The sequence below is a fragment of the Streptomyces sp. enrichment culture genome, assembly GCF_964272855.1.
Taxonomy (GTDB): domain Bacteria; phylum Actinomycetota; class Actinomycetes; order Streptomycetales; family Streptomycetaceae; genus Streptomyces.
In genome coordinates, this window is sequence record NZ_OZ186847.1 from 7911920 (window position 1) to 7936870 (window position 24951).

A 24951-nucleotide genomic window follows, 5' to 3' on the forward strand; every position below is an offset into this window, starting at 1 on the left:
TCAGCCGAGTGCCTGGATGAGTGCGTTGCACGCCTGCTCGCAGGAGCGGCAGGCCTCGGCGCACAGGCGGCAGTGCTCGTGGGTGTCGGCGTGCGTGGCGCATTCGTCGCCGCAGGCTTTGCAGGCGGTGGCGCACGCGGTGAGGATCGCGCGGGTGATGTTGGCGTCGTAGCCGGTGTGCCGGGACAGGACGGCGGCGGTGGCATTGCAGATGTCGGCGCAGTCCATGTCGGTACGGATGCACTTGGTGAGGTCGCCGACCATGCCCTCGGACAGGCACGCGTCCGCGCAGGCCGTGCACGCCTGGGCGCAGGCCTGGCACTCCTCGATACAGCGGGTCAGCTTGGCCCGGTCCACCTGTCCCAGGTCGGCGGGGTAGGTGTCGAGCATGTCGTTGACGTTGACCGTGGTCACCGTGGATCGCCTCCTCCGGATGCCGTTCGCGTCTGCCGGGTGGGCACGAGCAGGCAGCGCAAACGTGACGGTGCCCAAGCGAGGTTGCGCGTGACGGCACAAGCTGGATGAGGGGAAAGCAAAGCTCTGTGCGTGAATCCAGGAAGGATCATCATGAAGGGCTACGTGTTCCACGGCCCCGGCCAGTCCTCCTGGGAGGACGTGGCGGATCCGGACGTGAAGGAGCCCACCGACGCGATCGTGCGCGTCGACTCCGTCACCATCTGCGGCACCGACCTGCACATCCTCAAGGGCGACGTCCCGGAGGTGCGCCCCGGCACGGTTCTCGGGCACGAGGCGGTGGGCGAGGTCATGGAGACCGGCGCCGACGTGCGTTCGGTCCGCCCGGGCGACCGGGTCCTGATCTCCTGCATCACGGCCTGCGGACGCTGCGCCTACTGCCGTAAGGCGATGTACGGCCAGTGCCGAGGCGGCGGAGGCTGGATCCTCGGCCATCTGATCGACGGCACCCAGGCGGAGTACGTGCGCGTCCCGCACGCCGACCTGTCGGTGCACCCGCTGCCCGCCGCGCTCCCGGACCGGGACGCCGTACTCCTGGCGGACATCTTCCCGACCGCCTACGAGGTCGGCGTCCTGAACGGACGAGTACGGCCCGGCGACACCGTCGCCGTCGTCGGCGCCGGGCCCATCGGCCTCGCGGCCATCGCCACCGCACGGCTGTTCAGCCCCGAGCGGATCCTCGCCGTCGACCCGGCCGCGTCCCGACGGGAGGCCGCGCGGAAGCTGGGCGCCGACGCGGTGGCGGACCCGGCGGAGGCGCCGGAAGAACTGATCGCCGATCTGACGGACGGGCTCGGTGCGGACGTGGTCATCGAGGCCGTCGGACTGCCCGAGGCCTTCGAACTGTGCACCCGCATGGTGCGGCCCGGCGGCCACGTCGCCAACGTCGGCGTTCACGGCAAGCCGGCGCAATTGCACCTGGAAGACCTGTGGATCAAGAACCTGACCCTCACCACCGGCCTCGTCGACACCCACTCGACGCCCACCCTGCTGCGGATGGCGGCCGCCGGCCGGCTGCCCGCCCCCGCACTGGTCACCCACACCTTCCCGCTGCAGCACATGGCGGAGGCGTACGACGTCTTCGCGCGGGCCGCCGACACCGGTGCGCTCAAGGTGGTGCTCGGCGGGGAGTCGCACGAGGAAGTGGCCGTCGTGACGCACTGATCGCCGACGGCGGAGTGCTCGTGCGTACGTCGGTGGCCACAGCCACAGCCACGTGGAGCGTCGGGGCGGCGGCAGTGGCGCGCGGTGGCGGGCTCCGGACCCGTGAGCGCGGCATGAGGGCGGGAAGGACTCACCCGCTTCTTGCGGATCCTCATTGCGCGGTGCGCGGCCGCGAGCCGCTTCCCCGCGTCCAAGTCAGGTCCTTCCCGTCACTTCAAGCACACCGCACGAGCCCTGTGGTGGCAAGGGGCATGCGGCCCCGGAGCAAAAGGGGCGGAGCCCGAGCACCCTGCCCACGGCCGCCTCCCATGGGCTCCGCGCACGCAAGCGGTCCCGCGCACGCAAGCGGTCGCAGCGGGGCCGTACGGTCCTGTGCCCGACGCCGTATGGCCGACGCCGGGCCCGGCCGGGGTGGGCCGGTCGGTCTCGGCCTGGGACATTCGGCCCCTGTGGACACGCTCGGCCTGCCGCGATGCTGGAAGCAGACCGCCGACGAGCAAGCAGACCGCCGACGAGCAAGCAGACCGCCGACGAGGAGGCAGCGCCATGAACCGCTCCGTTGGCGCAGGGGTGGACGGACGCTCGCCTGTGCCGGGTCGCCCGCTCGGTGCCGCACCACTCGGCGTGCCCGGTGGCCGTGGTGCCGCACCAGCGTCGAGCGGTGAGGAGAATCGGCGATGAGGGACGAAACGATCACCCGCACACCGGTCCACGCCCTGCTCATGGACGGCACCACCGTGTGCATCCGCCCGGTGGAACCCGACGACCACGCTCAACTGCGGGCTCTGTACGAGCAGATGTCCCTGGACAACCTGCGACTGCGCTTCTTCTCCGCCAGTCCCGCATCCGCGCGTGCGGCCGCCGACCGCGCCTGTGCCCCGCCGCGCCCCGGATACCGCGCCCTGCTCGCCGAGCGGCAGGGACGGGTGATCGGGCTGGCCGAATACGACACGGGCGGCACCGGCGGGGAGGCCGACATCTCCATAGCCGTCGCCGACGGGCTTCACCACCGCGGGGTGGGCACGCTGCTCATGGAGCATCTGGTCTCGGCCGCCCGTGCCGACGGCGTCACGGACTTCACGGCCGACGCGCTCAGCGAGAACCGCCCGGTGCTGAAACTCTTCGCCGACCTGGGACTGCGAACGGCCCGGCACTTCGACGGCCCCGAGGTGCGCTGCAGCATCGCGCTCGACGCGAGTGACACCTACCTGTCGGCCGTGGAGGAACGCGGGCGGGCCGCCGACACCGCCAGCCTCCAGGCCCTCCTGCGACCGCGCACGATCGCCGTCGTCGGTGCCGGGCGCAGGCCGGGCTCGGTCGGCCGGGCCATCCTGCACCATCTGAAGGCCGGGCGCTTCACCGGCCGCTTGTTCGCGGTCAACCCCGCCGCCACGTCCCTGTTCGGCGTGCCGTGCCACCCGTCGGTGACCGCGCTGCCCGTCCCGCCCGATCTCGTGGTCGTCGCCGTGCCGGCCGCATCGGTTCCCGTCGTCGCGCAGCAGTGCGGAGAGGCGGGAGCACGTGCGCTGCTCGTCGTCACCGCGGGGCTCGACGCCGGCCAGGCGCGGGCTCTCGTCTCGGCCTGCCGCACGTACAGCATGCGCCTCGTCGGGCCCAACTGCCTCGGCGTCTCCAACACCGAGCCCGGCGTCCGTCTCGACGCCACCTTCGCCGCCGACCATCCGCGCCCCGGCACCGCGGGCGTCGCCGTCCAGTCGGGCGGCGTGGGCATCGCCCTGCTCGACGGCCTCTCCCGGCTCGGCATCGGCCTGTCGTCCTTCGCGTCCCTGGGCGAGAAGTACGACGTCAGCGGCAACGACCTGCTCCAGTGGTGGGAGTGCGACGGCCGCACCGACCTCGCCCTGCTGCACCTGGAGTCCTTCGGGAACCCCCGCGCGTTCTCCCGCACCGCCCGACGTGTCACCCGCCGCATTCCCGTGCTCACCGTCGACGCCGGGCGCACGGAGGCCGGCCGGCGTGCCGCGGCCTCGCACACCGCCGCCGCGGCCACCCGCACCATGACCCGGCAGGCCCTGTTCACACAGGCAGGGATCACCGCCACCCACTCGATCGGGGAACTCCTGGAAACCGCCGCTCTGCTCCACTCCCAGCCGCTGACCGCCGGACCGCGCGTCGCGATCGTCACCAACGCGGGCGGTGCCGGAGTCCTCACCGCGGACGCCTGCGCGGAGGCCGGCCTGGCCGTGCCGCCGCCCACCCCCGGACTGGCCGAGGACCTGCGCGCGGTTCTGCCCGAAGGGGCGGCCGTGGGCAACCCCCTCGACACCACCGCCGCCGTCAGCGAGGAACAACTCGGTGACTGTCTGGACCGGGTCATGCGGTACGACGGTGTCGACGCCGTCCTCGTCGCCCTGGTCCCCACCGCCGTGGCCGCGGCGACCGGCGACGACCTCCTGCGGGCCGTCACACAGGCCCCCGGCCGCAGGCCGAAGCCGGTCGCCGCGATCCGGCTGGAGCAGGCCCTCCCGGTCGAGCTGCTGCCGGCGTCCGGCGGCACGACCGTACCGTCGTACGCGGAACCCCAGGCCGCCGCACGCGCCCTGGCCCACGCCGCTCGCCGGGCGGCCTGGCTGGCGAGGCCCGTCGGCACCGTTCCCGTTCTCCCCGACGTGGAGACGGAACGGGCCCGCCGCACGGTCGACGCCTACCTCGCCACCCACCCGGACGGCGGCTGGCTCGACCCCCACCGCGGCGCCGCGCTCCTGGAGTGTTACGGCATTCCCCAACTGCCCTGGGCCTGGGCCGACACCGAGGACGCGGCGGTCCGCGCCGCCGAGCGGCTGCGCGGCGCCGACGGCCGTGTGGTGATGAAGGGCTACTGGCCCGGGCTGGTGCACAAGAGCGCGCAGCACGCCGTACATCTGGACCTCCGGGGAGACGCCCAGGTGCGGGCCGCCTACCGGGACCTGGAGACCCGGTTCGCGGGCCTGCTCGCCGGCGTGGTCCTCCAGCCGCTCGCCGGCCGCGGCACCGAACTGTTCGCCGGTGTGGTCCAGGACGAGGTGTTCGGCCCGCTGGTGCTGTTCGGCCTCGGCGGCACCGCCACCGAGGTGCTCGCCGACCACGCGGCGCGCCTGGCACCGCTCACCGACCACGACGTCCACGACCTGATCCTCTCCCCGCGCTGCGCTCCGCTGCTGGTCGGGGCGCAGGGCGGCGGCCCCGTCGACCTCGAAGGACTCGAACAGCTGCTGCTGCGGCTGTCCCGCATGGCGAGTGACCTGCCGCAACTGGCGGAGGCCGACTTCAACCCCGTACTCGCCACCCCGGGCGGCGTCACCGTGCTGGACGCGCGGCTTCGCCTGCTGCCCCGCCGGCCCCGGGACCCTTATCTGCGCCGGCTCCGCTGAGGGGGGAACGGAAGTGAAGCACCGAGAGGACGGCTGATCACCATGACGGAGAGAGTGCTGGTCGCCTACGGCACGACGAACGGCTCCACCGCGCGCATCGCCGAGACCGTCGCCGATGTGCTGCGCACGCGGGGGCTCACCGTGGAGACGGCGCCGGCCGGCGCGGTCGACGACGTCACACCGTACGACGCCGTCGTGGTCGGCGGCGCCCTGTACGCCGGGCGGTGGCACAAGGACGCCCGCCGGTTCGTCCGGCGGCACCGCCGCGCCCTCGCCGAGCGTCCGCTGTGGCTGTTCAGCAGCGGCCCGCTGGACGCCTCGGCCACCGAGCGGAACATCCCGCCCGTGCCCGGCGTGCGGCGCGTCATGACCCGGCTCGACGCCCAGGAGCACATCACCTTCGGCGGCTGCCTGGAGGAGGGCGCGCGGGGCTTCGTCGCCCGGATGATCCTGCGCGACGGCAGGGGCGGCGACTTCCGGGACTTCCCCGGCATCGAACGGTGGGCGGCGCGGGTCGCCGACGAGATCGCGGCGCCCGCCCCGCTCTGACCGGCGGCGGACAGGGGGAGCCGGTCACCGCCTCGCGCCGGTCACCGCCTCGCCAGGCCCGCGCGGCAGCGGTCCGCGGCTCGTCCGGCGGGCGCCTCCTCGTCAGCCCCGGACGACTGCCACGGGGCTCGACGCGTGATGGAGCACGGCCTGGCTGACCGACCCGAGCAGCAGGCCGCCGAAGCCGCCACGGCCGCGCGAGCCCACGACGGTGAGCCGGGCCGAGCGGCTGGCCTCGATCAGTGCCGGCCGGGTCGGTCCGTGCACCGTGCGGTGCTCCACCTTCACATCCGGATACCGCTCCCTGATGCCCGCGAGTGCCTCGGTCAGCAGGCGCTCCTCGGCGGCGGCGAGCGACCCGGGCGGGTTGGAGTACGGCTCGTCGGGGTCGTGCGGAGGGGGCATGGGCGCGTTCCAGTTGGTCCACGCGTGCAGGGCGACGACTCGGGCGCCCCGCGCGGCGGCTGCCTCCATGGCGAACCGGACGGCCGCCGCGCCGGCGGGGGAGCCGTCGACCCCGAGCAGGATCGGCCCCGACGGCTCCGTCGGCTCCCGTACGACGAGGACGGGACACCGACCGTGCGCCGCGAGCCCGATCGCGGTCGAGCCGAGCAGCAGGCTCTTGAACCCGCCGAGGCCCTTGCTGCCCACCACGACCAGCTGCGACGACCGGGACTGTTCCTCCAGCACGGTCAGAGGGTCACCGGGCAGGACCACCCCCGAGACGTCGATCTCCGGGGCCACCGACCGCGCCCGTGCCTCGGCGTCGGCCAGCAGTTGCTCCGCGTCCTCGCGGAGACGGTCCGTGGCCGCCCTCGCCAGCACGGGATCCCACGCCACGGCCGGCGGGTCGCTGACGGCGTTCACCACACGCAGGCCGGCGTCGCGGTACTCGGCCTCACGAGCCGCCCAGGCGACGGCGTCGAGGCTCTGCTCCGAACCGTCGACTCCTACGGTCACCAAGCCGCTCATCGCTCCTCCTGCCCTTCGACGGCTGAACGCTCACGTCCACCATGTCGCGCTCGGGCGCGAGCGGCATCACATGGGAGCTTCACTGGCGGTGCATCACGACTTTGAGGGCGCCGGAGGTGGCGCTGTGCGAGAAGACGTCGTAGGCGTCGGGTGTCTGATCGAGGGTGAAGGTGTGGGTGATCAGGGGGGAGACGTGCAGGCGTCCGTACTGCACCAGTTCCATCAGCCAGGGGGTGGAGGACGTGTCCACCTGTCCGGTGCTGATCAGGACGTTCTTGCGCCAGAGGGATTCCAGGTGCAGGGTGACCGGTCTGCCGTGGGTGCCGATGCTGGCGATGTGTCCTCCGGTGCGGACGGCGCGGGTGGACAGGACGAAGCCGTCCGGTTCGCCCGTCGCCTCGATGACCACGTCGGCGCCGGGTCCCTCGGACAGTTCGGCGATCATCTTCCCCGGCAGTTCGGCGGCGTCGGCGAGTCGCAGTCGGGCCGCGGCTTCCAGCCTTGTGGTGGACAGGTCCACCACGATGATCCGGCGGGGTGTGAGGAGCCGGGCGACGATGGCCGTGGCGAGGCCGACGGGGCCCGCGCCCACCACCGCCACGACGTCTCCCGGGCTCACGTGTCCGTTGCGCACTCCGATCTCGTAGGCGGTGGGGAGGACTTCGCAGAGCAGGACCGCGTCGTCGAGAGGGAGGTTCCAGGGCCGCCGGTGGGTGGAGAAGTCGGCGAAGGGTACCCGCACCAGCTCGGCCTGGGTTCCGTTGATCAGACTTCCCAGGGCCCATCCGCCGCCACCGCGGCACTGTCCGTACAGGCCGTCACGGCACGACTGGCAGTGGCCGCAGGCCGAGACGGACGAGACGATCACCTGGTCCCCCGGGCGCAGGTCGTGCACGTCGCTGCCGACCTCCACGACCTCGCCGACGGCCTCGTGGCCGAGGATCGTCCCCGGTTTCACCTCGGGGAGGTCTCCGCGGAGGATGTGCAGATCGGTGCCGCAGACGCTGGTGGCGTCGACGCGTACGACGGCGTCGGCGGGGTCCTCGATCGCCGGATCCTCGACCGTGTCCCAGGAGATCTGTCCGGGGCCGTGGTAGACGAGCGCTCGCATGGTCACCCACTCCCTGGCCGACTCGCCCGGCTCCCTCAACCGTCGCTCCGCAAGGACGCCCGGGCAACCGGGACCGTCGGCCCGGCCGTACGGCGGCGACCTCGGGGCGGCACCCGCGCCGGAGTCTCGGCCGACGCGTCGTACCTGGACTCCGCGTACAAGATGGTGGAGTACGACGCACCGGCGCCAGGCCCACGCTCGGCGCAAGCCGCGAGAAGTTCGCCGCGGATCCGGCCGCGCTGCCGCCGGCGGCCCGCGCCTCCCCGTACGACGGTCTCCGAGCGGCTGCGCGAACTCACCGACCACCTCCGGCACCGCGTCGAGAAACGTGTGACGGCCGGCTCGCCACGGCCCGGCCCCCGGAACCAGAACCGGCCACGCGCGGACCGCATCGGCCCGCACCGAGGTGAGGAGGGAAACGATGCCGCACACGGCGGAGTGGAAGGTCCGGCTCCACCTCTTCGAGGACGACCAGGGGACGACCGAGGCGGAGGTGGTGCCGGACACCGGCACCATGGCGCTCACCGGCCACGGGACCGCGCAATGCCACCCGGCGGACACGAACGTGCCGGAGATCGGCGACGAACTGGCGGCAGGCCGGGCGATGAACAACCTGGCCCAGCAGGTCCTGAACGCGGCCGAGCGCGACATCGCGGACACGGGCGCGCCCCGGGCGACCCGCCAGGTCGCCGGCTGGCCCGTATGACCCGACACCGGGAACATCAGCCTTCCGGGACGGGCGGCCCGCCGTCCCCTGCGGCGACGTGCCGCACGTGGCACGTTGGATACAGCACGACTGTGAGGAGAGGGCGGCGATCATGCGAGCTCACCTCGGCGACCAACTCGTCATCGAAAGCCCGGCGACCGGCGTGACCAGGCGCGACGGGGAGATCGTCGGACTCCACCACGACGACGGAACACCTCCGTACGACGTGCGCTGGTCGGACACGGACGAAGTGACGCTCGTCTTCCCCGGGCCCGACGCGCACATCCGCCATCTCGAGCGCGAACAAGCCGGGACCGCCTACGACTCTCCCCAGCCGGAAACGGGTGAGGCGCAGGCCAGGCCCGCGGGGGCCCCGCCGGGGACACTCAACCCCGGGGACATCGGCCGGCGCGTGGCCGCCGAACGCCGGAGGCGGGGGCTCAGCCGGGAGACGACGGCCGCCCGCGCCCGTATGTCGCCCGGCTACCTGGCCTATCTGGAGGAGCAGCCCGCCGACCCGAGCGTGGCGACGCTCATCAGGCTCGCCGACGCGCTCGGCACCACCGTCGGCGCCCTGCGCGGCGGCGGCGCCGATCTCCCCCCCGGGCAAGGCCACGCGCTGCTGCACCCGCGGCTCAAGGATCTCGACCCGCAGGAGTGCCGCACTCTGCTCTCCACGCACGGTGTGGGACGTATCGCGGTGTCGACGTCCGACGGCCGCCCGGCGGTCGTCCCGGTCAACTACGAGATCGTCGGTGACGCGATCGTCTTCCGGACGGCTCCCGACTCCGTCCCCGCGGCGGCCGTGGGCCAGGAGGTCGCCTTCGAGGTCGACCACGTGGACGAGGCCATGAGCGAGGGCTGGAGCGTGCTCGCCGTCGGTACCGCGAGCGTCGTCACGGAGCCCGACGCCGTGCGCGCGCTCGCCCAGCGCGCCCACACCACCCCATGGGCCGGCGGCCGACGCGAGATGTGGGTGTCGATCCGGCCCGCGACCCTCACCGGCCGACGCATCATGCCTGCCGACCGATGAGCCGCCGCAACGTGGTCCCGTCCTCGGCGTGCCGCCGACTCGCGGGAGGAGGGAGGCTCCGGTGAGCCGACCAGCACCACCATCCGATGAACGCGTGACGGCCTTGGTCGGCGACGCCGCCGCCGCTCCGTCGATGCACAACGCGCAGCCCTGGCGCTTCCGCTACCTGCGCCACAGCCGCACGTTCGAGCTGCGCGCCGACTTCGACCGCGCCATGCCGCACGCCGACCCCCGGACCCGGGCCCTGCACATCGGCTGCGGCGCCGCCCTGCTGAACCTGAGGGTCGCCGTGGCCCACGAGGGCTGGCAGCCTGAGACCCGGCTGCTGCACGACCCGGCCGACCCGGCGCTCCTCGCGGCCGTACGGCTGACCGAGCCCGGCAACGGAACGGGCGAAAGCGGGTCGAGCGACCTCGGCGCGCTGTATCCGGCCGTCCACGAACGGCACAGCAGCCGCTTCCCGTTCGAGGAGACGGAGATCCCCGAAGCCGTGCGCACGGCGCTCGGCGAGGCCGCCCGCCATGAGGGGGCCATGCTGTCGTTCCCCACCTCATGGCACCTTCAGGAGGTGCTGGAGCTGGTCCAGGAAGCCGAGGCGCGCAACCTCACCGACCGCGGCAGCGACCAGGACCTGGCCGAATGGACCCGAATCGACGCGCCCTCGGTGAACACGACCGACGACGGAGTCCCCGACTACGCCTTCGGGCCGCGCAAGCGCGGGGGCAAGGCCCCGATGCGCGACTTCGCGGGCCGGCGCCGGGTGGCGGGACGGGACACGGAGGACTTCGAACGGAACCCTCAACTCGCCCTCGTCAGCACGCTCAACGACCGCCCGGAGGACTGGCTGCGCGCCGGCCAGGCCGTGGAACGCGTCCTGCTGGTGGCCACGGTGGAGGGCCTGGCCGGTTCCTTCGTCACCCAGCCCCTGGAGTGGACCGATCTGCGCTGGCCGCTGCGCGACCCGGTGACCGGGACGGGCTACACCCAGATGCTGCTGCGCCTGGGCTACGGCCCCAAAGGACCCCTCACCCCCCGCCGCCCGGTGTCGGAGGTACTCGACATCCAGCCCTGACCCGCCCTCGGCGACGGCAGCGGCCGCCGCGCTCGCCGAGCACGGACAGGCGGCGACCCGGCCCGAGGTACGACTGGCGGGTGAGCTGCTCGCCGGTGCGCTGAGAGACCTCGCCGCCATTCTCGACCAGCGTTTCCTCCACACGGGCGGCGCACCGACGGACGTTTTCGTGGCCTGTGCCGCCGATCACGGGCGGGCGTCGTGAACCGGCACGGGGAGGCTCCGCGGATTCGCCGATCGGCTGACAGGGCCGGACGGGCCCGTATGGGGCCGGTCGGCCCATGCGTCCGCGGGCTCCGGCGGCGACGCTGTATGTGGGGAGAAGGAGGCACAGACATGAGCGCTACGACCGACCGGCTCCCCGGCCGGCCCGCACTGTCCGATCCGTCCGACTGGCTGGAGGCGGGATTCCCCGAGCTGGACACCATTCCGGCGACGCACGGGATCCACGTCGAGGAACGCCTGGTGGACGACAGGTTCGTGCTGCGGGCCGAGCTTCCGGGGATCGAGGCCGAGGAGATCGAGATCACCGTCTCGGAAGGTTGCCTGACCCTGCGTGCGGAGCCCATCGGTGAGACCACCGATCAAGGCGCCGCGATATTCCACTACGGGCACTTCACCCCGCTGCCGCCCGGTGCCAGGAGCGACGGGGCGACGGCCGAGTGCGAGCACGGTGTCCTGACCATCACGATGCCGGTGCAGGAGGCGACGACGGGCATCAGGACCATCCCGGTGAGGCGGCCCCTCAGCGTCGATTCGCGTTGAGCGTCGATTCGCGTTGAACCGGCCGACGGGTCGGTCGCCGGCCGGTTGTCGACGTTCAGCCACGCTGCGGCACGACGGCCACCGGGCTGTACGAGTGGTGCAGCAGCGTGTGTGCGACCCGGCCGAGCTGGAGCCCGAAGCGGCCCTGCGTGCGCCGTGCCCCGACGACCACGAGGTCGGCCGCGGCCGACCGGAGCACCAGCACCTTGTGGGCGGGCCCCTCCACGGTCGCGGGGCGCACCCGTACGCCGGGGTGCGCGGCGACGGCGGCACGGAGGACGTCGTCCAGCCCGGTACGGGCCTGCCGCTCGTGATGCCGGGCCGGTTCCTCGCCGGTGGCGGAGCCGGCCGGTTCGTGTGCGGGGCAGCGCCAGGCGCGGACCGCGTCCAGGATGCTCCGGCGGCACTCGGCCTCGCGGAAGGCGAACTCAGCGGCGTCCCCGCTTTCCGGGGCGTCCCCGGCGCCGAGGAGGATCCGGCCGTGGGTTCCGGCCAGGCCGGCCTTGTCGCCGCGGACCACGATCACCGGGCAGGTCGCGCGGGCCGCGACGGCCAGGCTGACGGAGCCGAGCAGCAGGCCCTTCAGCCCGCCGCGGCCGCGGCATCCGGTGACCAGGGCCGTGGCTCGCTCACCCTCGGAGAGGAGTGCGTCCGTCGCGTCCGCCGCGACGATGTCGGTGAGGACCTTCACGTCGGGGTCGCGCCGCCGGGCCCGTTCGGCCGCGGAGGCGACGATGTGTTCCGCCAGCACCTGCTCGGCGGGGCGCTCCAGGCTCCCCGACGGGGTCAGGTGCTCGTAGCGCTCCCACAGCGAGGCGTGGACCAGGCGCAGGGCGAGGCCGTGCCGGGCGGCCTCGTCCACCGCCCAGTCGACCGCCACGTCGCTGCCTTCCGACCCGTCGACGCCCACGACCAGGGGATGTTCCAGCGTCATCGTTCCCACCGCCTCGTCACCGGGCAGATTGCAGAACCACTTCCACGGTCGCACCCGGAAGGGTCCGCCACGAGGGGCTGTTCGTCCCCCGCCGGGGACGTTCGGCCCCTGCGGGGACTCCGGGCGGCCTGTGGCGCGCGGCCGCGGTCGGGCAGACGCTGGAATCAGGGCGCCGCCGACCGACTGCCCTTCACATGGAGCGGGCCGCTGCTGCCGCCTCGACCCGGACTTCTCCTGCCGACCCAGAGGAGCCGAAGCGATGATGTCCGTCACCACCCTGGCCAGGGCCCTGCCGGCCGAGCACCGCGAGCGGCTGATGCAGCTCGCCCGCGAGGTGTCCTTCGAGGAGGGCACCCGCCTGTTCGAGGAGGGCCAGCGAGCCGACCGGTTCTGGGTCGTGCGCACCGGAACGGTCGTTCTCGACCTCCACGTCCCCGGCCGGCGCAGTGCCGTCATCGAGTCGCTGGGGCAGGGTCAACTGGTCGGCTGGTCCTGGCACTTCCCGCCGCACATGTGGCACCTGGGCGCCCAGGCGACGACCGCGGTACGGGCGTACGAGTTCGACGCGCGAGCCGTACGGGCGCTGTGTGAGCAGGACGCCGCGTTCGGCCGAGCCGTGGCGCTCTGGGTCGGCCAGGTGGTCGCCGACCGGCTGCACGCCTCCCGCATCCGGCTGCTCGACCTGTACGCCCCCTACGGCAGCGGGAGCGAGACATGAGCGGCGTGCCCGTGTCCTCCGGGAGGCGTCCCGGGGAGCCGGCGCCCCGCGTCTTCCGCTGACGCCGGGGCGGAGCCCGTTCAGCCGGTCATCCGCTTCCTCCACCGCGGACCCACCTGCCGCCACTCCGCCTCCCACTGGGCCAGACGCCGCCGGTCCAGTTGCGCGCGGGCGAGCCGTCCGCCGAGCCAGGCCGTCGCCGCGGTGCCGAGCCCGGCCAGCGTACCGATGACGGCTGCCTGGACCGCCGACTCCGTGAGCGTGGGCGGCCGGGCACCTGTTCCGCCGCTCGGGCCCGCCCACACCGTCACCCGCGTGCCCGCCTCGGCGGCGGGCGCGACCTGGGCGCGGCCGGTGTGCGTGGCACCGTCGGGGCTGGTCCAGCGCACCCGTGCCCATACCGTGTCCCCGCCCGAGCCGTCCTCCGTGACGGGTACGGTCCTCGGCGCGTCCTCGGTCAGCACGGCCGGCACGGGCCGCGTCTGCGCGCGCCGTGCGTCGAGGGCATGGCCGACCGAGTCGGCCGCAACCAGGCCCGCGACGGCGCCGCCCAGCACGGCGGCGAGCCAGACGCCCAGCACGAGCCAGGCTTCGACTCGGTCGCTGAGGCGGCGCAGCGGGTTGTTCCGCCACCGCCACAGCCACCCCCCTACGGGCTTGCCGCCGGGGCGGGGTGTGGGCGCGGTGGTCATGGCGGCGCCTCCCGTGGTGAGGTCGCGTCGCTCGCCGTCGTGGGCGGGTGACACTCTCAGCGTCCGGCATTCTCGCGTCCCCCGCACGGCCGGCGGCCCGGTACCGGGCGGGACCGTTCCCACCTGCCCCGGCCGGGCCCACGACCCAGACTGGAAGGGAGCAAACCCGGACGGCTGCGGCTGCACAGCAGAGGAGCGCGGTGCCATGGTCCGCTACGTGTACGACTTCTCGGAGGGCGGCCGTGACCTGGCCGGTCTCCTCGGCGGCAAGGGAGCGAACCTCGCCGAGATGACGCGGCTGGGCCTGCCCGTCCCGCCGGGTTTCGTCGTCTCCACCGAGGCGTGCCGGGTCTTCCTGGCCACCGGCGCGGAACCCGACGGCATGTTCGAACAGATCTCCCGGCACCTGACGGCCGTCGAGTCCGACGCCGGCCGGCGGCTGGGACAGCCGGACGACCCGCTGCTGGTGTCCGTGCGCTCCGGTGCCCGCTTCTCCATGCCCGGCATGATGGAGACGGTCCTGGACATCGGCCTCAACGACGAGTCGGTCCTGGGCCTCGCCGAGGTGTCGGGGAACGCGCGCTTCGCCTGGGACTCGTACCGCCGCCTCGTCCAGATGTTCGGCAGCACGGTCATGGGTGTCGACGGCGCCCTGTTCGACCGGATCCTGACCGGGCTGAAGGAGCGGCGGGGCGCCCGCGACGACCTGAGCCTGGACGCCGACGACCTGGCCGGACTCGTCCAGGCGTACCAGCGGCTCATCATCGAGGAGACGGGCGACCACTTCCCGCAGTCCCCGGCCGAGCAGCTGCGCCGGGCCGTGCTCGCGGTCTTCCGCTCCTGGAACGGCGAGCGGGCGCGCCTGTACCGCCGCCGCGAGCACATCCCCGACGACCTGGGCACCGCGGTCACCGTGCAGCGCATGGTCTACGGCAACCTCGGCCCCGACTCCGGCAGCGGGGTCGCCTTCACCCGCGACCCGGCCACCGGCAGGCCCGGCCTCTACGGCGACTACCTGCCCAACGCGCAGGGCGAGGACGTCGTCGCCGGCATCCGCGACACCGTCACCCTCGCCGACCTGGAACGGCTGGACCCGCACTCGTACCGGCGACTGCGCGACCACACGCGCACCCTGGAGCTGCACTACCGCGACCTGTGCGACATCGAGTTCACCATCGAGCGCGGCACCCTCTGGATGCTGCAGACCCGCGTCGGCAAGCGCACGGCAGAGGCCGCCTTCACGATCGCCGCCGAGCTGGCCTACGAAGGGGTCATCACGCGGGAGGAAGGCCTGGCCCGGGTGAGCGGCGACGGGCTCGCCCGGCTCATGTTCCCCCGCTTCGACACCTCCGCGACCGGCGATCCGCTCGCCCGGGGCATCCCGGCCGCGCCCGGGGCCGCGGCCGGCACGGCGGTCTTCGACTCCGCCGAGGCGGTACGGCGGGCCGCGGCCGGGGAGCGGGTGGTGCTCGTCCGCCAGGAGACCACTCCCGACGACCTGCCCGGCATGGTCGCCGCCCAGGCCGTGCTCACCAGCCGGGGCGGCAAGACGTCGCACGCCGCCGTCGTCGCACGCGGCATGGGCAAGGTGTGCGTCTGCGGCGCCGAGGGACTTTCCGTGGACCCGGCGGGCCGCCGCTTCACGACCCGGGACGGCACCGTCGTCGAGGAGGGCGCGGTGCTCTCGGTGGACGGATCCGCCGGTGCCGTGTACGCGGGGGAGGTGCCGCTGGCCGACTCCGCGGTCATGCGGTACCTGGAGACCGGGGAGCGGTCGGCCGGAGTCGTGGACGCCGTCGCCGGGGCGCTGGAACTCGCCGACGGGCTGCGGCGGTTGAAAGTCCTCGCGAACGCCGACACGCCCGAGGACGCCGTACGCGCCCGCCGGTTCGGCGCGCAGGGCATCGGCCTGTGCCGCACCGAGCACATGTTCCTCGGCGAGCGCCGCAAGCTGGTCGAGGAGATGATCCTCGCGCGCGACGACGAAGCCCGTGACCGGGCCCTGGACGCGCTGCTGCCCCTCCAGCGTCAGGACTTCACCGGAATCCTCCAGGCGATGGACGGGCTCCCGGTCACCATCCGACTCCTCGACCCGCCGCTGCACGAGTTCCTGCCCGACCACACCGAACTCGCCGTCCGCGTCGCGGCCGCGCGGGCCCGGGGCGAGCGGCCGGAGTCCCGTGACACCGAACTCCTCGACGCCGTACGGCGCATGCACGAGGAGAACCCGATGCTCGGCCTGCGCGGCGTACGCCTCGGCCTGGTGGTCCCCGGCCTTGTCGCCATGCAGGTGCGGGCCATCGCCCAGGCGGTGGTGGAACGCACCCGGGCGGGCGGCGCCCCGCGGGCGGAGATCATGGTTCCGCTCGTCGGGGACGTCACCGAGCTGAGGCTCGTCCGCGAGCAGGCCGAGCAGGTGCTGGCCGAGGTCTCCGACGAGTCCGGCGTCCCCGTGCGCTGCCCGATCGGCACGATGATCGAGCTGCCCCGGGCCGCGCTCACGGCGAGCCGGATCGCCGAGGTGGCGGAGTTCTTCTCCTTCGGCACGAACGACCTGACCCAGACCACCTGGGGCTTCTCCCGCGACGACGTCGAGGCGGCCTTCTTCTCCGCCTACCTCGAAAAAGGCGTGTTCGGCACGTCTCCGTTCGAGACCATCGACCGCGAGGGCGTCGGCCGTCTGGTCCGGATCGCCGTCGCCGAGGGCCGGGCCACCCGCCCCGGCCTGCAGATCGGCGTCTGCGGCGAACACGGCGGCGACCCCGACTCCGTCCGCTTCTTCCACTCCACCGGACTCGACTACGTCTCCTGCTCCCCGTTCCGCGTCCCGGTCGCCCGCCTGGAGGCCGGACGGGCGGCCTGCGCGGAGACGAAGAGCGACACGAGGTGAGTGCCGCACCACGGTGCGTCGCGCCCAGGCCTCGGTCCTCGCCCCGCCCGCCGGGCACGCCCTGCACGCCGGGACGTCAGCCCGTCGAGAACTTGCCGACGTACTCGTCGAAGGGCTCGATGCCGACCTCCGCGCGGAGCTCGTCCACGCGCTCCGGCTCTTCGCAGGGCCACGGAACCGGGGCGCCGTCCCGCACGCCGGCGATCTGGGTGCCGTAGACCTGCTCGCGGCCCTCGTTGACCAGCGTGCGGTCGTGCAGGAAGGCCAGCTCGCGTGGGCCGGCCGCCCCCTCCGTCACCGCCTGCCGCATCAGCCGGAGGGCTCGTCGCTGGACGTCGAGCTGCCGGTCGGCGTGCTGGGCGACCAGCCAGGCCGCGCGGGCGGCCTCCTCGCCGACGAGTTCCGCGGTCGGCCAGCCGTACTCGTCCATGATCTCGGCGAGCCGGTCGCCGTGCCGTGCGGTCAGCCGGCGCCAGGCCAGCTGCTCGGCGGGGTCGTCGCTGTTCGCGTGGACCGAGGACTGGTGATCGGCCGCGGCCATGGCCCGCAGTTCCTCCGCCAGCGCGGCAACGTCGTGTGCCACTTCCAACTCCCGTGTGTGTCGGTGACGTTGTGCTCGTTGCCCGCAACGTTAGAGCGCATTCCGGGCGGAAAGATCATTTCGGAGAATGGTGACAGGCGCCCCTGCGGACCGCGATAATGGATCTACTCCCGCCCCCAGGCGGCCCAGCTGACCCAACCGACCCGGTGGGCCCACTCAGCCCATCCCGCCGATCCATCCGGCGGCGTCGAGCCGGAACGCCCCGGGTGCCGCCACGGCGCTCAGCCCGTCCTCGATCGCACGCAGCTGTTCCTCGCCCAGGACCGTGGCCCACTCCGCACGTAGCCGGTCGAAGATCGCGGCCGATCGGGCCAGTACGTCATGACCGCGCGCTGTCAGCCGCACGAGCTTGCGCCGGGCGTCGGCGGGGTCGTCGACGCGCTCGGCGTAGTCGAGGGCGACCAGCCGGTCGACCGTCTTGCCGGCCGCCTGTTTCGAGATTCCCAGGCGGCGGGCGATGTCACTGGCGGTGGCGCCGTCGAGGCCGATGGCCTGCAGGGCGAACCCGTGTGCCGGGCGCGCGTCCGGATGCCCCTGACGGGCCAGCTCGGCGTGCACGTCGTCGATGAGGGTGCGGAAGCCCGCGAAGAGGAGCAGGGGGAGTTCGTAGCCGGCTCTCGGCCGGTCGGAGTTCCCGCGGCCGTCGCTGTCGCCGTCGCCCTTCCCCTGAAAGGCAACCTGGTTTACCATCTGTTCGTCAACCACGTTGACCATATTAGGAGGGTGCCATGTTCGCTGCACACAGCGTGGAGAACGCCCCGCAGGCGTCGCGACGAGCGATGCGGGCCGTGGCCGCGGCGTCGGGAGGCATCATGCCGGACGCCGTGGCGCGGCTGGCCGCCTCGCCCGAACTGCTCAACGGCTTCCTGTCCCTGAGCGCGAGTTTCGAGCGCTGCACTCTCGACCCCCTGGCCAGGGAAGTCGTCATCATGACCATCGCCGTCCGCAACCAGTGCCACATCTGTGTCGCCATGCACACCGGCAAGCTGCGCAAGCTCGAAGCGGACCCGGAACTCATCGCCGCCCTGCGGGAGGAACGCGCTCCGGCGGATGAACGCCTCGCCGCGATACGGACGTTCACCCTCGCGGTGCTGTCCACCGCGGGCGCCGTGGACGACGACGTGGTCAAGGCCCTGTTGGCGCACGGCTACACGGAGCGCAACGCCCTGGAAGTCGTCATGGGCATCGGTACGTACACCATGTCGACATTCGCCAACCGCCTTGTCAGGGCGGTGTGAAATGAAGTGACGGCAGCCTGGTCCCACCCCCTCCCGCTCATCGAACTACGGCGCGACGGCCGGCCAGATCCGCGTGCTCAGGGGCTCGGCCTGCTTCACCGGGTCGCGGAACAGGGCCACGGAGTCCTCGATGCGGCCGGCTGCCATGAGGTGTGCGGCGAGCGCCTTGCGGTTGACCGGGACTGCCGGGTCCAGGACCGCGACGGCCTCCTCCGGGCGTCCGGCGTCGGAAAGCAGCCTCGCCAGGTTCTGTTTCTCGTGCCAGCCGGCCGATCCAGGGCGCGCGCGGGCCTCCTCGATCGCCTGCTCCCGGCGGCCGCAGGCGACCAGGAGTTTGGTCCGCAGCCGGAAGAACTCGCTCGCCTCGGCATCGGATTCGCCACCGACCCGGGCTTTGAGGCCGTCGAGGTGCGCCAATCCTTCCTCGGCGCGGCCCTGCTCGATGTACAGCGTGCACAGTGTGCCGACGACCCAGTCCTCGTCGCCGCCTGCCGTGCTCGGCAGCGAGCTCAGCAGGTCGATCGCCTCGTCGCCCCGGCCGTGCCGGGCCAGCAGCAGCGAGAGCAGCACCGGCGTGTGGGGCATGTCTTCCGGAGCGAGCGTCCGGTAGACGTCGATCGCGCCCGCCACGTCCCCGCGTTGCTCCAGGTACTCCGCGAGGCATTGGGCGGCGTCGCCGAGAGGATCGGCTGCCGCGTACTCCCGCAGCTCCTCGATCCGATCGTGCCGGGCGAGCAGATCGGCCAGCTGGTCACGGCCGTTGACCGACGTGATCTGCCGCGTGCGCAGCAGGGCGATCGCCTCGTCGACCCGCCCCTGCCGCTCGCGCACGGTGGCCAGCAGGTCGATGGCGTTGCCGGGTCTGGTGGTCCGCCCACCGAAGTCCGGCCACTCGCCCTCCCGGCCCGCCTCGACACGGGCGGCCAGCAGCGTGGCGAGCTCTTCGTCCCGCCCCAGGCCGGCGCTCGCCTCGACCAGGGCGTCGGCGAGGAACCAGTCGTCGAGGTGCGGCATTAGCAGGCCGAATGCCTCGTCGCCCCGGCCGTTCCGGGCCAGCAGCAGCGCGAAGTACTTCAGCGCCCGCCGCCCGTCGGGCCGCATGTTCGCGCGGAAGACCGCGATCGCCTCGTCCACCCGCCCCCACCCCTCGAGCAACTCGGCGACACGGTGGGCCGCCTCCCACCAGCCGGTGGCGAGGTACGGGGCGAGCACTTCCAGCGCCTCGTCCCGCCGGTCCTCCTCGACGAGGATCCGCACCCACGCCTGCGCACAGAACCAGTCGCCGGCCCGCGCCTGGCGTTCGACCTCGTCGGCATGGCCGTGGTCGACGAGCCAGGAGACCAGGTGGGGAGGGATCCATCCGTCGTGCGCCAAGGCCCGGCGGTCGAGTTCAGCAGCGTCCACGAGGACGCACTCTACGTCCCGGGCCTCAGGGGATCAGAACGACCTTCCCGAGGTTGCCGCGGGACTCGGTGATCTCGTGGGCGCGGGCTGCTTCGGCGAGCGGTATGTCGGCGAAGAAGCCGGGGGCGCAGCGGGTGGTGGCGGTGAAGTCCCCACGACTCGGCGCGCCAGCGCGCGTACGTCCCGGGTCTGTTCCGGGCGACGGCCGCCATCTGGAAGCCGATGACCGAGGCGCCGCGGACGAGCAGCTCGTACGCCTCGATCGTGCCGCCACCCGAACTGAAGGCGACCAGCGGCCGCCGGGGGCGAGGGCGCGCACCGCGGGGCCGAGTAGCTGTCCGCCGCGCCCGTCGATGACCACGTCGACGGGATCGCCCCAGGAGCCGTCCTCGTACAGCACGACCTCGTCGGCACCGAGGCCGCGAACGAACTCCGCCTTGACCGCGCCGCCGACGGCCGCGACCGCGCGGGGGCCCCGCCGGCCTTCGCGTACTGCAGGGCGAGAGTGCCGACCGCGCCGGCCGCCGCCGTGACCAGGACCGGGTCGCCGGGGCCAGGGCGGCCTGCCTCGAACGCGCCGCGGGCCACCAGGCCGCTGCGAACCAGGGCCACGGCGTCGACAGCGGTGGCCCGGTCGGGAATCGCCGAGGCCATCGAGGAGTGGAGCACGGTCAGTTCGGTGTAGGCGTGCGAGAGGCAGAGGCAGAGGCCGGTGACGCGGTCGCCCACAGCGAAACCGGTGACGTCTTCACCGAGTACTTGAGCGCCCCGGAGGCGAGCCGACGGGTCAGTCCCGGCCGCAGCGGAGAGACGTCGACGAGGGCGCCGGCCAACAGCGGGGCGGTGGTGGCGTAGCGGTAGGTCAGGGACGCCCCTGACGCGTCCCGGACGAGGCCGCCCGGTCCGGGCGGGCCGGGCGGACGTATCCCGCCACTCCGGCACGCGGTCTCGGCCATCCGCCTCACACCATCGGGTGACAGAAACTCCCTTGAGGATTACGGAACTTGAACGTTCCAGTACGTTGCCGACGTGGTCCCCGCCGTATCGAAGGAGCAGCCCGTGAGCACGAAGATCTCCCTGCCGACCGAGCCGATCGGGAGCATTCCGCGCCCGGCGCACCTGATCCAGGCGAACCAGGACTTCGAGGAGGGCCGGATCACTCAGCGGGAACTCGACGAGCACCGTGACCGCGCACTGCGCGACACGATCGAGCAGTTCATCGAGACGGGTTCCCCGGTCATCACCGACGGCGAGCAGAGCAAGCCGAGCTTCGCCACCTATCCCGTCGCGGGACTGAAGCTCGATCCCGGCGGCGCGGTCGTGCCGTTCGCCGACGGCCACACGCGCCGGCTGCCGCTGCTCACGGAGGGGAACTTCCGGTACCGGACGCACGGCGGCGACTACCTGAGGAAGACCCGCGAGGTGCTGCGGACGGTCAGGTCGATGACCGACCTCCCGGTGAAGCAGGCGGTGATCGCACCCTCCATGCTGAGCTTGTTCTACCCGCCCGCCGGCATCGACGAGTACTCGCGGGAGCAGTTCCTCGACGACCTCGTGAACGAGGCGGAGGCCGACCTGCGCGGCTGCCTCGACGGCGGTGCCCACAAGGTCCAGATGGACTTCACCGAAGGACGGGTGTCCTGCAAGCTCGACCCGAGCGGGGGGCTGCTGCGGGACTTCGTCGCCCTCAACAACCAGGTGCTGGACCGCTTCTCGCCCGAAGAGCGGCAGCGCATCGGCGTCCACACCTGCCCCGGCGGCGACCAGGACTCCACGCACAGCGCGGACGTCGACTACAAGGACTTCCTGCCGAGCTTCTTCGAGCTGAACGCGGGGAACTTCTACCTCCAGATGGCCGGCGAGCACGACCGGCGCCGCGTGCTGGCCCTGGTGGGGCAGCACATCAAGCCCGGCCAACGTGTCTTCATCGGAGTGACCGACCCCATCGACCCCCGGGTCGAGACACCCGAGGAGGTGCGCGACCGGGTGCTGGAAGCCGCGGAGTTCATCCCGCCGGGCCGGCTCGGCACGTGCGACGACTGCGGCTTCGCGCCTTTCGCCGACGACACGTCGACGTCGCGGGAGACCGCGTTCGCCAAGATCCGGGCGCGCGTCGAGGGAACCCGCCTGGCCGCGGAAAGCCTCGGGGTGTAGCCGTCCGAACGTGGTGCGGGGAACGACCGGCGTCGGCCCCGCACCGGGAGCCGGTCACGCGTAGCAGGGCGGCTTCCCGGGACGCCGCGTGACGGGGGCGTGTGCGCTGGGCACCTCCGGCGGTCTGAAGGCCCTACCGTGGCCGCTCGCTATGACGATCGACTGGGAGGACCTGCCGACCGCGCTGCCGGAGAAGCGGCTGAAGCCGGTTTTCGTCCGCGCGGACGTGTGACACACCGTCGGGGCTATGAAGTGAAGTCCCAGCCGGTGAGGGTGGTCCGCATGAGCCTCGTGGCGTGTGAGAGAGGCGCGTCGGCTCCCCAGTGCAGGGTGAGCAGGCGGCGGCAGTCCGGGCTGTCGACGGCGATCCAGGTGACGGGTGTCTGGGCGGTGGAACGCCGGGCCATGTCGGGGACGAGACCGATACCGAGTCCGGCGCTGATCAGGACGGCGGTGGCCCCGGGCTCGTCCCCCTCGCAGATGATCTTCGGGCGGAGGCCCCGCCCGGCGAACAGCCGGTCGAGCAGCTGACGTTGCCAGTGACCCTTGCGGGTGGTCACGAACGGCTCGTCGGCGCACTCTTCGATGCTCACGGAGGTGCGGCCCGCCAGCGGATGGTCGAGTGACGTGGCCAGCCACACCGCCTCGTCGAGCAGGAGGACCGATTCCAGGCCCTCGCTGGGGATGGGCTGGGAGGCGGCGCAGAGGTCGATCTCCTGGGACCGCAGGCGGCGGGCCATGTCCTCGGCGGCCATCTGGTGCAGCTGGACGTCGACCGAGGGGTGGGCCCGCTTGTACGCCGCGAGCGGACCCGTCAGCGTCAGGAACGTCTCCGACGCGAGTCGCACGGTGCCGAAACCCTCGTCGGTGAGCTGTGCGACGGCTCGCCGCCCGGCCTCCAGCTCGCCGAGGGAGCGTTCGACGTAGTGGCGGAAGAGCTTGCCGGCCTCGTTCAAGCGGAGCCGCCCGGCCCGGTCGAACAGCGGGGTGCCGAGTTCGGCTTCGAGCCGGGCGATGGTGCGGCTCAACGACGGCTGTGCCACATGGAGTTCCTCGGCGGCGCGGCTGAGGTGCTCGAGCCGTGCGACCGCGAGGAACTGCTTGAGCATGTTCAGGTCCACGGGCCTCTCCTCGCGCTCGCGGCAGCGTCATGTCCCCTGAGTCATAACGGCATGGCGATACAGATCTTAGACGTCATAGCCCTCCGCACATATGTTCATGAGCGTTCCCGGAACCGAAGGAACGAGGGGGAGACCACCTCATGGACAAGGCAGCGTGGTCGCTGCGCGCCGTCGCCACCGCGCATGTCGTCGCGGTGCTCGGCCAGCCGGTGTTCGCCGGCGTCTATCTCAGCGGTGGCACGTCGGCGACCTGGTAGCGGGGGTGCGGTTCCTGAGAGTTCCCGGAGAGTTCCGGCCCGGATGCCCGGGAGCGTCCTGCCGTGGGCACGGCACAGCCGCGGGCGGGGCGTGGGCCGGGGCGTGGGCTCTCCGGAATCTCCCAGGAACTCTCCGGCTTCGGCCAGCGACGGCTGGCAGGCTCCGCTGCCGCACAGGCGGACCCCTCCCGCCTGCCCGCGCTCGAACCCTGCCGAAGGAGCCCCGGATGCCCGCCGCGTCAGCCCCCGTCCTCGCGTCACCCGGCGGCCCCTGGCGCAACGCCGTGGAAGGGGCCCTCGCCGCCGCGGGGGCGTTCGCGGTGATGGCGGCCACCGCCTGGGCGGCCCTGCTGGCCCTGGACGCCGACGACATGGCGCCGCTGTCCCGCCTCGTCCCCGCGCTGCTGAGCCTCGCCTGCGGCGGTGACGTGAGCCTGAGCGCGACGGCGTCGCCGTCCGGCGACGGCCCGGCCGCCGGGCTGCTCGGCATGCTGGGCGGGGGCGGGGGCGAGGGCGAGGGCCTGACCGTCGGCCTGGAAGGGCAGGTGACGGCGATGCCGCTGACGCTGACGTTCCTCGGAGCGACCGTGCTCGGTCTCGGCTTCTTCCGGCCCCTGCGCCGTCGCGCGCGGCCGGCGCCCGCCCTGCTCGCCGCGCGGACCGGCGGGGCGGTCGCCGTCGCCGCGCTGCTGCTGCCGCTCTCGGCGGCCCTGGCGCGGGGCACGGCCCGGCTGCCCGGGGAGGTGACCGACCGGCTCGGGAACGGCGGACGGATCGGCTCCCTCGCCGACGACGCCCTGTCCTCGGTGACCTTCCGCGCCGACGCCGCCACCACCGTCCTCCTCGGACTGCTCGGCCTCCTCGTCGTCCTCGGCGGCGGCTGTGTCGCCGCCCGGCGTACGACCCTGCCCCGGCCCCTCGCGCTGAGCCGGCTGCGGCTGAAGTGGAACCCCGTCGCGTCGGCGCTCACCGCGATCGGGGCGGCGGTGTCCGCCGCCGTCCTGGCCGCGGCCGCCGTCGCCGCCGTCGCGGCCCTGACCGGAGCCGACCGGGCGGCCACGGCGACGGGAACCCTGCTGCTGGCGGGCGCCAACCTGCCGGTGGTGCTGCTCACTTCCGGCCTCGGCGCCTCCTGGCAGGCCGGGATCCGGCGGGAACAGAGCGACGGCGGCGGTCTGCTGGGCATGCTCGGCGGCTCCGGCGGGACCGAGGGAGGGGCCGCCGACCGGAGTCTCACCCTCGGACAGTGGTCCGGGGCCGGAGTGCCGCTGTGGCTGATCGGCCTGGTCCTGCTGGCGTGCCTGCTGGTGCTCGCCGGATACCTCGCCGCCGCCCGCACCCCCGTCCGCACGGCACGGGAGGAGGCGGACGCGCTGCTGGGCCGGCATCTGGAACTGGCCCTGCGCACCGCCACCGCGGTCGCCCTCGCGGTGATGCCGACGTGCCTGGCGGCACAGGGGTCCCTGCGGCTCGGCATCAGCGTCATGGACAACGCACTGGGCGGAGTCACCGCCGGTCTCGACGGGGCCGTACGGCTGTCCGGGCTCACCGCGTTCGTCCTCACCGGGCTCGCCGCCTACGCCGGCAGCCGACTGCACGGGCTGCGCGCCGGCCGCCGCGACACCCCGGCACCGACGGCACGCGGCGGCACCCGGCCGGCCGCCCGCACCGGGCGCGTCCGAGTCCCGTCCGACTCGGCTTCCGCGACCCCCCTGTGATCCCGGC

General features: G+C 73.2%; 24 protein-coding genes. 14 read left to right on the plus strand and 10 right to left on the minus strand.

Annotated features, from left to right (window positions below; genetic code table 11):
* Window positions 1-390, minus strand: coding sequence for a four-helix bundle copper-binding protein (locus ACSU6L_RS35255; RefSeq protein ID WP_365512808.1), 390 nt, complete (start codon window positions 388-390; stop codon window positions 1-3).
* Between the two features lie 177 nt (window positions 391-567).
* On the opposite strand from ACSU6L_RS35255, the gene ACSU6L_RS35260 reads away from it, so the two are divergent.
* The 3 genes from ACSU6L_RS35260 (at window position 568) to ACSU6L_RS35270 (ending at window position 5558) form a co-directional block, all read left to right on the plus strand.
* Window positions 568-1638: a zinc-dependent alcohol dehydrogenase family protein gene (locus ACSU6L_RS35260; protein WP_437063550.1), complete on the plus strand. Its 1071-nt coding sequence runs from the start codon at window positions 568-570 to the stop codon at window positions 1636-1638.
* Window positions 1639-2315: 677 nt separating this feature from the next.
* The gene (locus ACSU6L_RS35265; protein ID WP_437063552.1) at window positions 2316-5009 is read left to right on the plus strand and encodes a bifunctional acetate--CoA ligase family protein/GNAT family N-acetyltransferase; all 2694 of its coding nucleotides are present in this window, start codon (window positions 2316-2318) and stop codon (window positions 5007-5009) included.
* 42 nt (window positions 5010-5051) lie between these two features.
* Window positions 5052-5558, plus strand: a complete 507-nt coding sequence (locus ACSU6L_RS35270; protein WP_437063554.1) for a flavodoxin domain-containing protein — start codon at window positions 5052-5054, stop codon at window positions 5556-5558.
* Window positions 5559-5660: 102 nt separating this feature from the next.
* Here ACSU6L_RS35270 and ACSU6L_RS35275 read toward each other — a convergent pair whose 3' ends face one another.
* A complete protein-coding gene (locus ACSU6L_RS35275; protein ID WP_437063556.1) occupies window positions 5661-6530 on the minus strand; it encodes a universal stress protein in 870 nt (289 codons plus the stop codon).
* Window positions 6531-6609: 79 nt separating this feature from the next.
* The gene (locus ACSU6L_RS35280; protein ID WP_437063558.1) at window positions 6610-7641 is read right to left on the minus strand and encodes an alcohol dehydrogenase catalytic domain-containing protein; all 1032 of its coding nucleotides are present in this window, start codon (window positions 7639-7641) and stop codon (window positions 6610-6612) included.
* Window positions 7642-8062: 421 nt separating this feature from the next.
* Between ACSU6L_RS35280 and ACSU6L_RS35285 the strand changes: the two genes are divergently transcribed.
* The 4 genes from ACSU6L_RS35285 (at window position 8063) to ACSU6L_RS35300 (ending at window position 11217) form a co-directional block, all read left to right on the plus strand.
* Window positions 8063-8347 carry a DUF1876 domain-containing protein gene (locus ACSU6L_RS35285; RefSeq protein ID WP_437063560.1) on the plus strand — a complete coding sequence of 95 codons (285 nt, stop codon included), beginning with the start codon at window positions 8063-8065 and terminating at the stop codon, window positions 8345-8347.
* Between the two features lie 112 nt (window positions 8348-8459).
* Window positions 8460-9380, plus strand: coding sequence for a pyridoxamine 5'-phosphate oxidase family protein (locus ACSU6L_RS35290; protein WP_437063562.1), 921 nt, complete (start codon window positions 8460-8462; stop codon window positions 9378-9380).
* A 94-nt stretch (window positions 9381-9474) separates the two neighbouring features.
* The gene (locus ACSU6L_RS35295; protein ID WP_437063564.1) at window positions 9475-10452 is read left to right on the plus strand and encodes an Acg family FMN-binding oxidoreductase; all 978 of its coding nucleotides are present in this window, start codon (window positions 9475-9477) and stop codon (window positions 10450-10452) included.
* 336 nt (window positions 10453-10788) lie between these two features.
* Window positions 10789-11217, plus strand: coding sequence for an Hsp20/alpha crystallin family protein (locus ACSU6L_RS35300; RefSeq protein WP_437063566.1), 429 nt, complete (start codon window positions 10789-10791; stop codon window positions 11215-11217).
* Between the two features lie 55 nt (window positions 11218-11272).
* Here the strand turns inward: ACSU6L_RS35300 and ACSU6L_RS35305 are convergent, their stop codons facing one another.
* Window positions 11273-12151 carry a universal stress protein gene (locus ACSU6L_RS35305; RefSeq protein WP_437063568.1) on the minus strand — a complete coding sequence of 293 codons (879 nt, stop codon included), beginning with the start codon at window positions 12149-12151 and terminating at the stop codon, window positions 11273-11275.
* A 259-nt stretch (window positions 12152-12410) separates the two neighbouring features.
* On the opposite strand from ACSU6L_RS35305, the gene ACSU6L_RS35310 reads away from it, so the two are divergent.
* Window positions 12411-12869 carry a Crp/Fnr family transcriptional regulator gene (locus tag ACSU6L_RS35310; protein ID WP_437063569.1) on the plus strand — a complete coding sequence of 153 codons (459 nt, stop codon included), beginning with the start codon at window positions 12411-12413 and terminating at the stop codon, window positions 12867-12869.
* A gap of 80 nt (window positions 12870-12949) precedes the next feature.
* Here ACSU6L_RS35310 and ACSU6L_RS35315 read toward each other — a convergent pair whose 3' ends face one another.
* Window positions 12950-13561 (minus strand): Rv1733c family protein, encoded by a 612-nt coding sequence (locus ACSU6L_RS35315; protein WP_437063571.1) that lies wholly within the window; start codon window positions 13559-13561, stop codon window positions 12950-12952.
* Between the two features lie 205 nt (window positions 13562-13766).
* Between ACSU6L_RS35315 and ppdK the strand changes: the two genes are divergently transcribed.
* Window positions 13767-16451, plus strand: coding sequence for a pyruvate, phosphate dikinase (gene ppdK, locus ACSU6L_RS35320; protein ID WP_437063573.1), 2685 nt, complete (start codon window positions 13767-13769; stop codon window positions 16449-16451).
* 76 nt (window positions 16452-16527) lie between these two features.
* On the opposite strand, the gene ACSU6L_RS35325 is transcribed toward ppdK, so the two are convergent.
* The gene (locus ACSU6L_RS35325) at window positions 16528-17034 is read right to left on the minus strand and encodes a DUF6624 domain-containing protein (protein WP_437063575.1); all 507 of its coding nucleotides are present in this window, start codon (window positions 17032-17034) and stop codon (window positions 16528-16530) included.
* Between the two features lie 174 nt (window positions 17035-17208).
* On the minus strand, window positions 17209-17766 hold the full coding sequence (locus ACSU6L_RS35330; RefSeq protein ID WP_437063577.1) for a MarR family winged helix-turn-helix transcriptional regulator: 558 nt from the start codon (window positions 17764-17766) through the stop codon (window positions 17209-17211).
* A gap of 14 nt (window positions 17767-17780) precedes the next feature.
* Between ACSU6L_RS35330 and ACSU6L_RS35335 the strand changes: the two genes are divergently transcribed.
* Window positions 17781-18290, plus strand: a complete 510-nt coding sequence (locus tag ACSU6L_RS35335; protein ID WP_437063579.1) for a carboxymuconolactone decarboxylase family protein — start codon at window positions 17781-17783, stop codon at window positions 18288-18290.
* 45 nt (window positions 18291-18335) lie between these two features.
* Here ACSU6L_RS35335 and ACSU6L_RS35340 read toward each other — a convergent pair whose 3' ends face one another.
* Both ACSU6L_RS35340 and ACSU6L_RS35345 read right to left on the minus strand, forming a co-directional pair.
* Complete coding sequence (locus ACSU6L_RS35340) at window positions 18336-19694, minus strand: tetratricopeptide repeat protein (RefSeq protein WP_437063581.1); 1359 nt, start codon at window positions 19692-19694, stop codon at window positions 18336-18338.
* A gap of 25 nt (window positions 19695-19719) precedes the next feature.
* Entirely contained in the window at window positions 19720-20094 is a 375-nt protein-coding gene (locus tag ACSU6L_RS35345) for a hypothetical protein (protein WP_437063583.1), read from the minus strand.
* A gap of 287 nt (window positions 20095-20381) precedes the next feature.
* Here ACSU6L_RS35345 and ACSU6L_RS35350 point away from each other — a divergent pair, with 287 nt between their 5' ends.
* From ACSU6L_RS35350 to ACSU6L_RS35360, 3 genes are all read left to right on the plus strand, one after another.
* On the plus strand, window positions 20382-20549 hold the full coding sequence (locus tag ACSU6L_RS35350; protein ID WP_437065251.1) for a hypothetical protein: 168 nt from the start codon (window positions 20382-20384) through the stop codon (window positions 20547-20549).
* 216 nt (window positions 20550-20765) lie between these two features.
* The gene (locus ACSU6L_RS35355; protein WP_437065157.1) at window positions 20766-21848 is read left to right on the plus strand and encodes a cobalamin-independent methionine synthase II family protein; all 1083 of its coding nucleotides are present in this window, start codon (window positions 20766-20768) and stop codon (window positions 21846-21848) included.
* Window positions 21849-21936: 88 nt separating this feature from the next.
* On the plus strand, window positions 21937-22080 hold the full coding sequence (locus ACSU6L_RS35360; RefSeq protein WP_437063585.1) for a hypothetical protein: 144 nt from the start codon (window positions 21937-21939) through the stop codon (window positions 22078-22080).
* 13 nt (window positions 22081-22093) lie between these two features.
* Here the strand turns inward: ACSU6L_RS35360 and ACSU6L_RS35365 are convergent, their stop codons facing one another.
* Window positions 22094-22969, minus strand: coding sequence for a LysR family transcriptional regulator (locus tag ACSU6L_RS35365; protein WP_437063587.1), 876 nt, complete (start codon window positions 22967-22969; stop codon window positions 22094-22096).
* 484 nt (window positions 22970-23453) lie between these two features.
* Here ACSU6L_RS35365 and ACSU6L_RS35370 point away from each other — a divergent pair, with 484 nt between their 5' ends.
* Window positions 23454-24944, plus strand: coding sequence for a streptophobe family protein (locus tag ACSU6L_RS35370; RefSeq protein WP_437063589.1), 1491 nt, complete (start codon window positions 23454-23456; stop codon window positions 24942-24944).
* Window positions 24945-24951: the final 7 nt, after the last annotated feature.

What these genes read in the sequence shown, in the direction of transcription:
- ACSU6L_RS35255 (WP_365512808.1), bottom strand. Translation starts at nt 390, where the DNA reads ATGCTCGACACCTACCCCGCCGACCTGGGACAGGTGGACCGGGCCAAG.
- ACSU6L_RS35260 (WP_437063550.1), top strand. Translation starts at nt 568, where the DNA reads ATGAAGGGCTACGTGTTCCACGGCCCCGGCCAGTCCTCCTGGGAGGAC.
- ACSU6L_RS35265 (WP_437063552.1), top strand. Translation starts at nt 2,316, where the DNA reads ATGAGGGACGAAACGATCACCCGCACACCGGTCCACGCCCTGCTCATG.
- ACSU6L_RS35270 (WP_437063554.1), top strand. Translation starts at nt 5,052, where the DNA reads ATGACGGAGAGAGTGCTGGTCGCCTACGGCACGACGAACGGCTCCACC.
- ACSU6L_RS35275 (WP_437063556.1), bottom strand. Translation starts at nt 6,530, where the DNA reads ATGAGCGGCTTGGTGACCGTAGGAGTCGACGGTTCGGAGCAGAGCCTC.
- ACSU6L_RS35280 (WP_437063558.1), bottom strand. Translation starts at nt 7,641, where the DNA reads ATGCGAGCGCTCGTCTACCACGGCCCCGGACAGATCTCCTGGGACACG.
- ACSU6L_RS35285 (WP_437063560.1), top strand. Translation starts at nt 8,063, where the DNA reads ATGCCGCACACGGCGGAGTGGAAGGTCCGGCTCCACCTCTTCGAGGAC.
- ACSU6L_RS35290 (WP_437063562.1), top strand. Translation starts at nt 8,460, where the DNA reads ATGCGAGCTCACCTCGGCGACCAACTCGTCATCGAAAGCCCGGCGACC.
- ACSU6L_RS35300 (WP_437063566.1), top strand. Translation starts at nt 10,789, where the DNA reads ATGAGCGCTACGACCGACCGGCTCCCCGGCCGGCCCGCACTGTCCGAT.
- ACSU6L_RS35305 (WP_437063568.1), bottom strand. Translation starts at nt 12,151, where the DNA reads ATGACGCTGGAACATCCCCTGGTCGTGGGCGTCGACGGGTCGGAAGGC.
- ACSU6L_RS35310 (WP_437063569.1), top strand. Translation starts at nt 12,411, where the DNA reads ATGATGTCCGTCACCACCCTGGCCAGGGCCCTGCCGGCCGAGCACCGC.
- ACSU6L_RS35315 (WP_437063571.1), bottom strand. Translation starts at nt 13,561, where the DNA reads ATGACCACCGCGCCCACACCCCGCCCCGGCGGCAAGCCCGTAGGGGGG.
- ppdK (WP_437063573.1), top strand. Translation starts at nt 13,767, where the DNA reads ATGGTCCGCTACGTGTACGACTTCTCGGAGGGCGGCCGTGACCTGGCC.
- ACSU6L_RS35330 (WP_437063577.1), bottom strand. Translation starts at nt 17,766, where the DNA reads ATGGTCAACGTGGTTGACGAACAGATGGTAAACCAGGTTGCCTTTCAG.
- ACSU6L_RS35335 (WP_437063579.1), top strand. Translation starts at nt 17,781, where the DNA reads ATGTTCGCTGCACACAGCGTGGAGAACGCCCCGCAGGCGTCGCGACGA.
- ACSU6L_RS35370 (WP_437063589.1), top strand. Translation starts at nt 23,454, where the DNA reads ATGCCCGCCGCGTCAGCCCCCGTCCTCGCGTCACCCGGCGGCCCCTGG.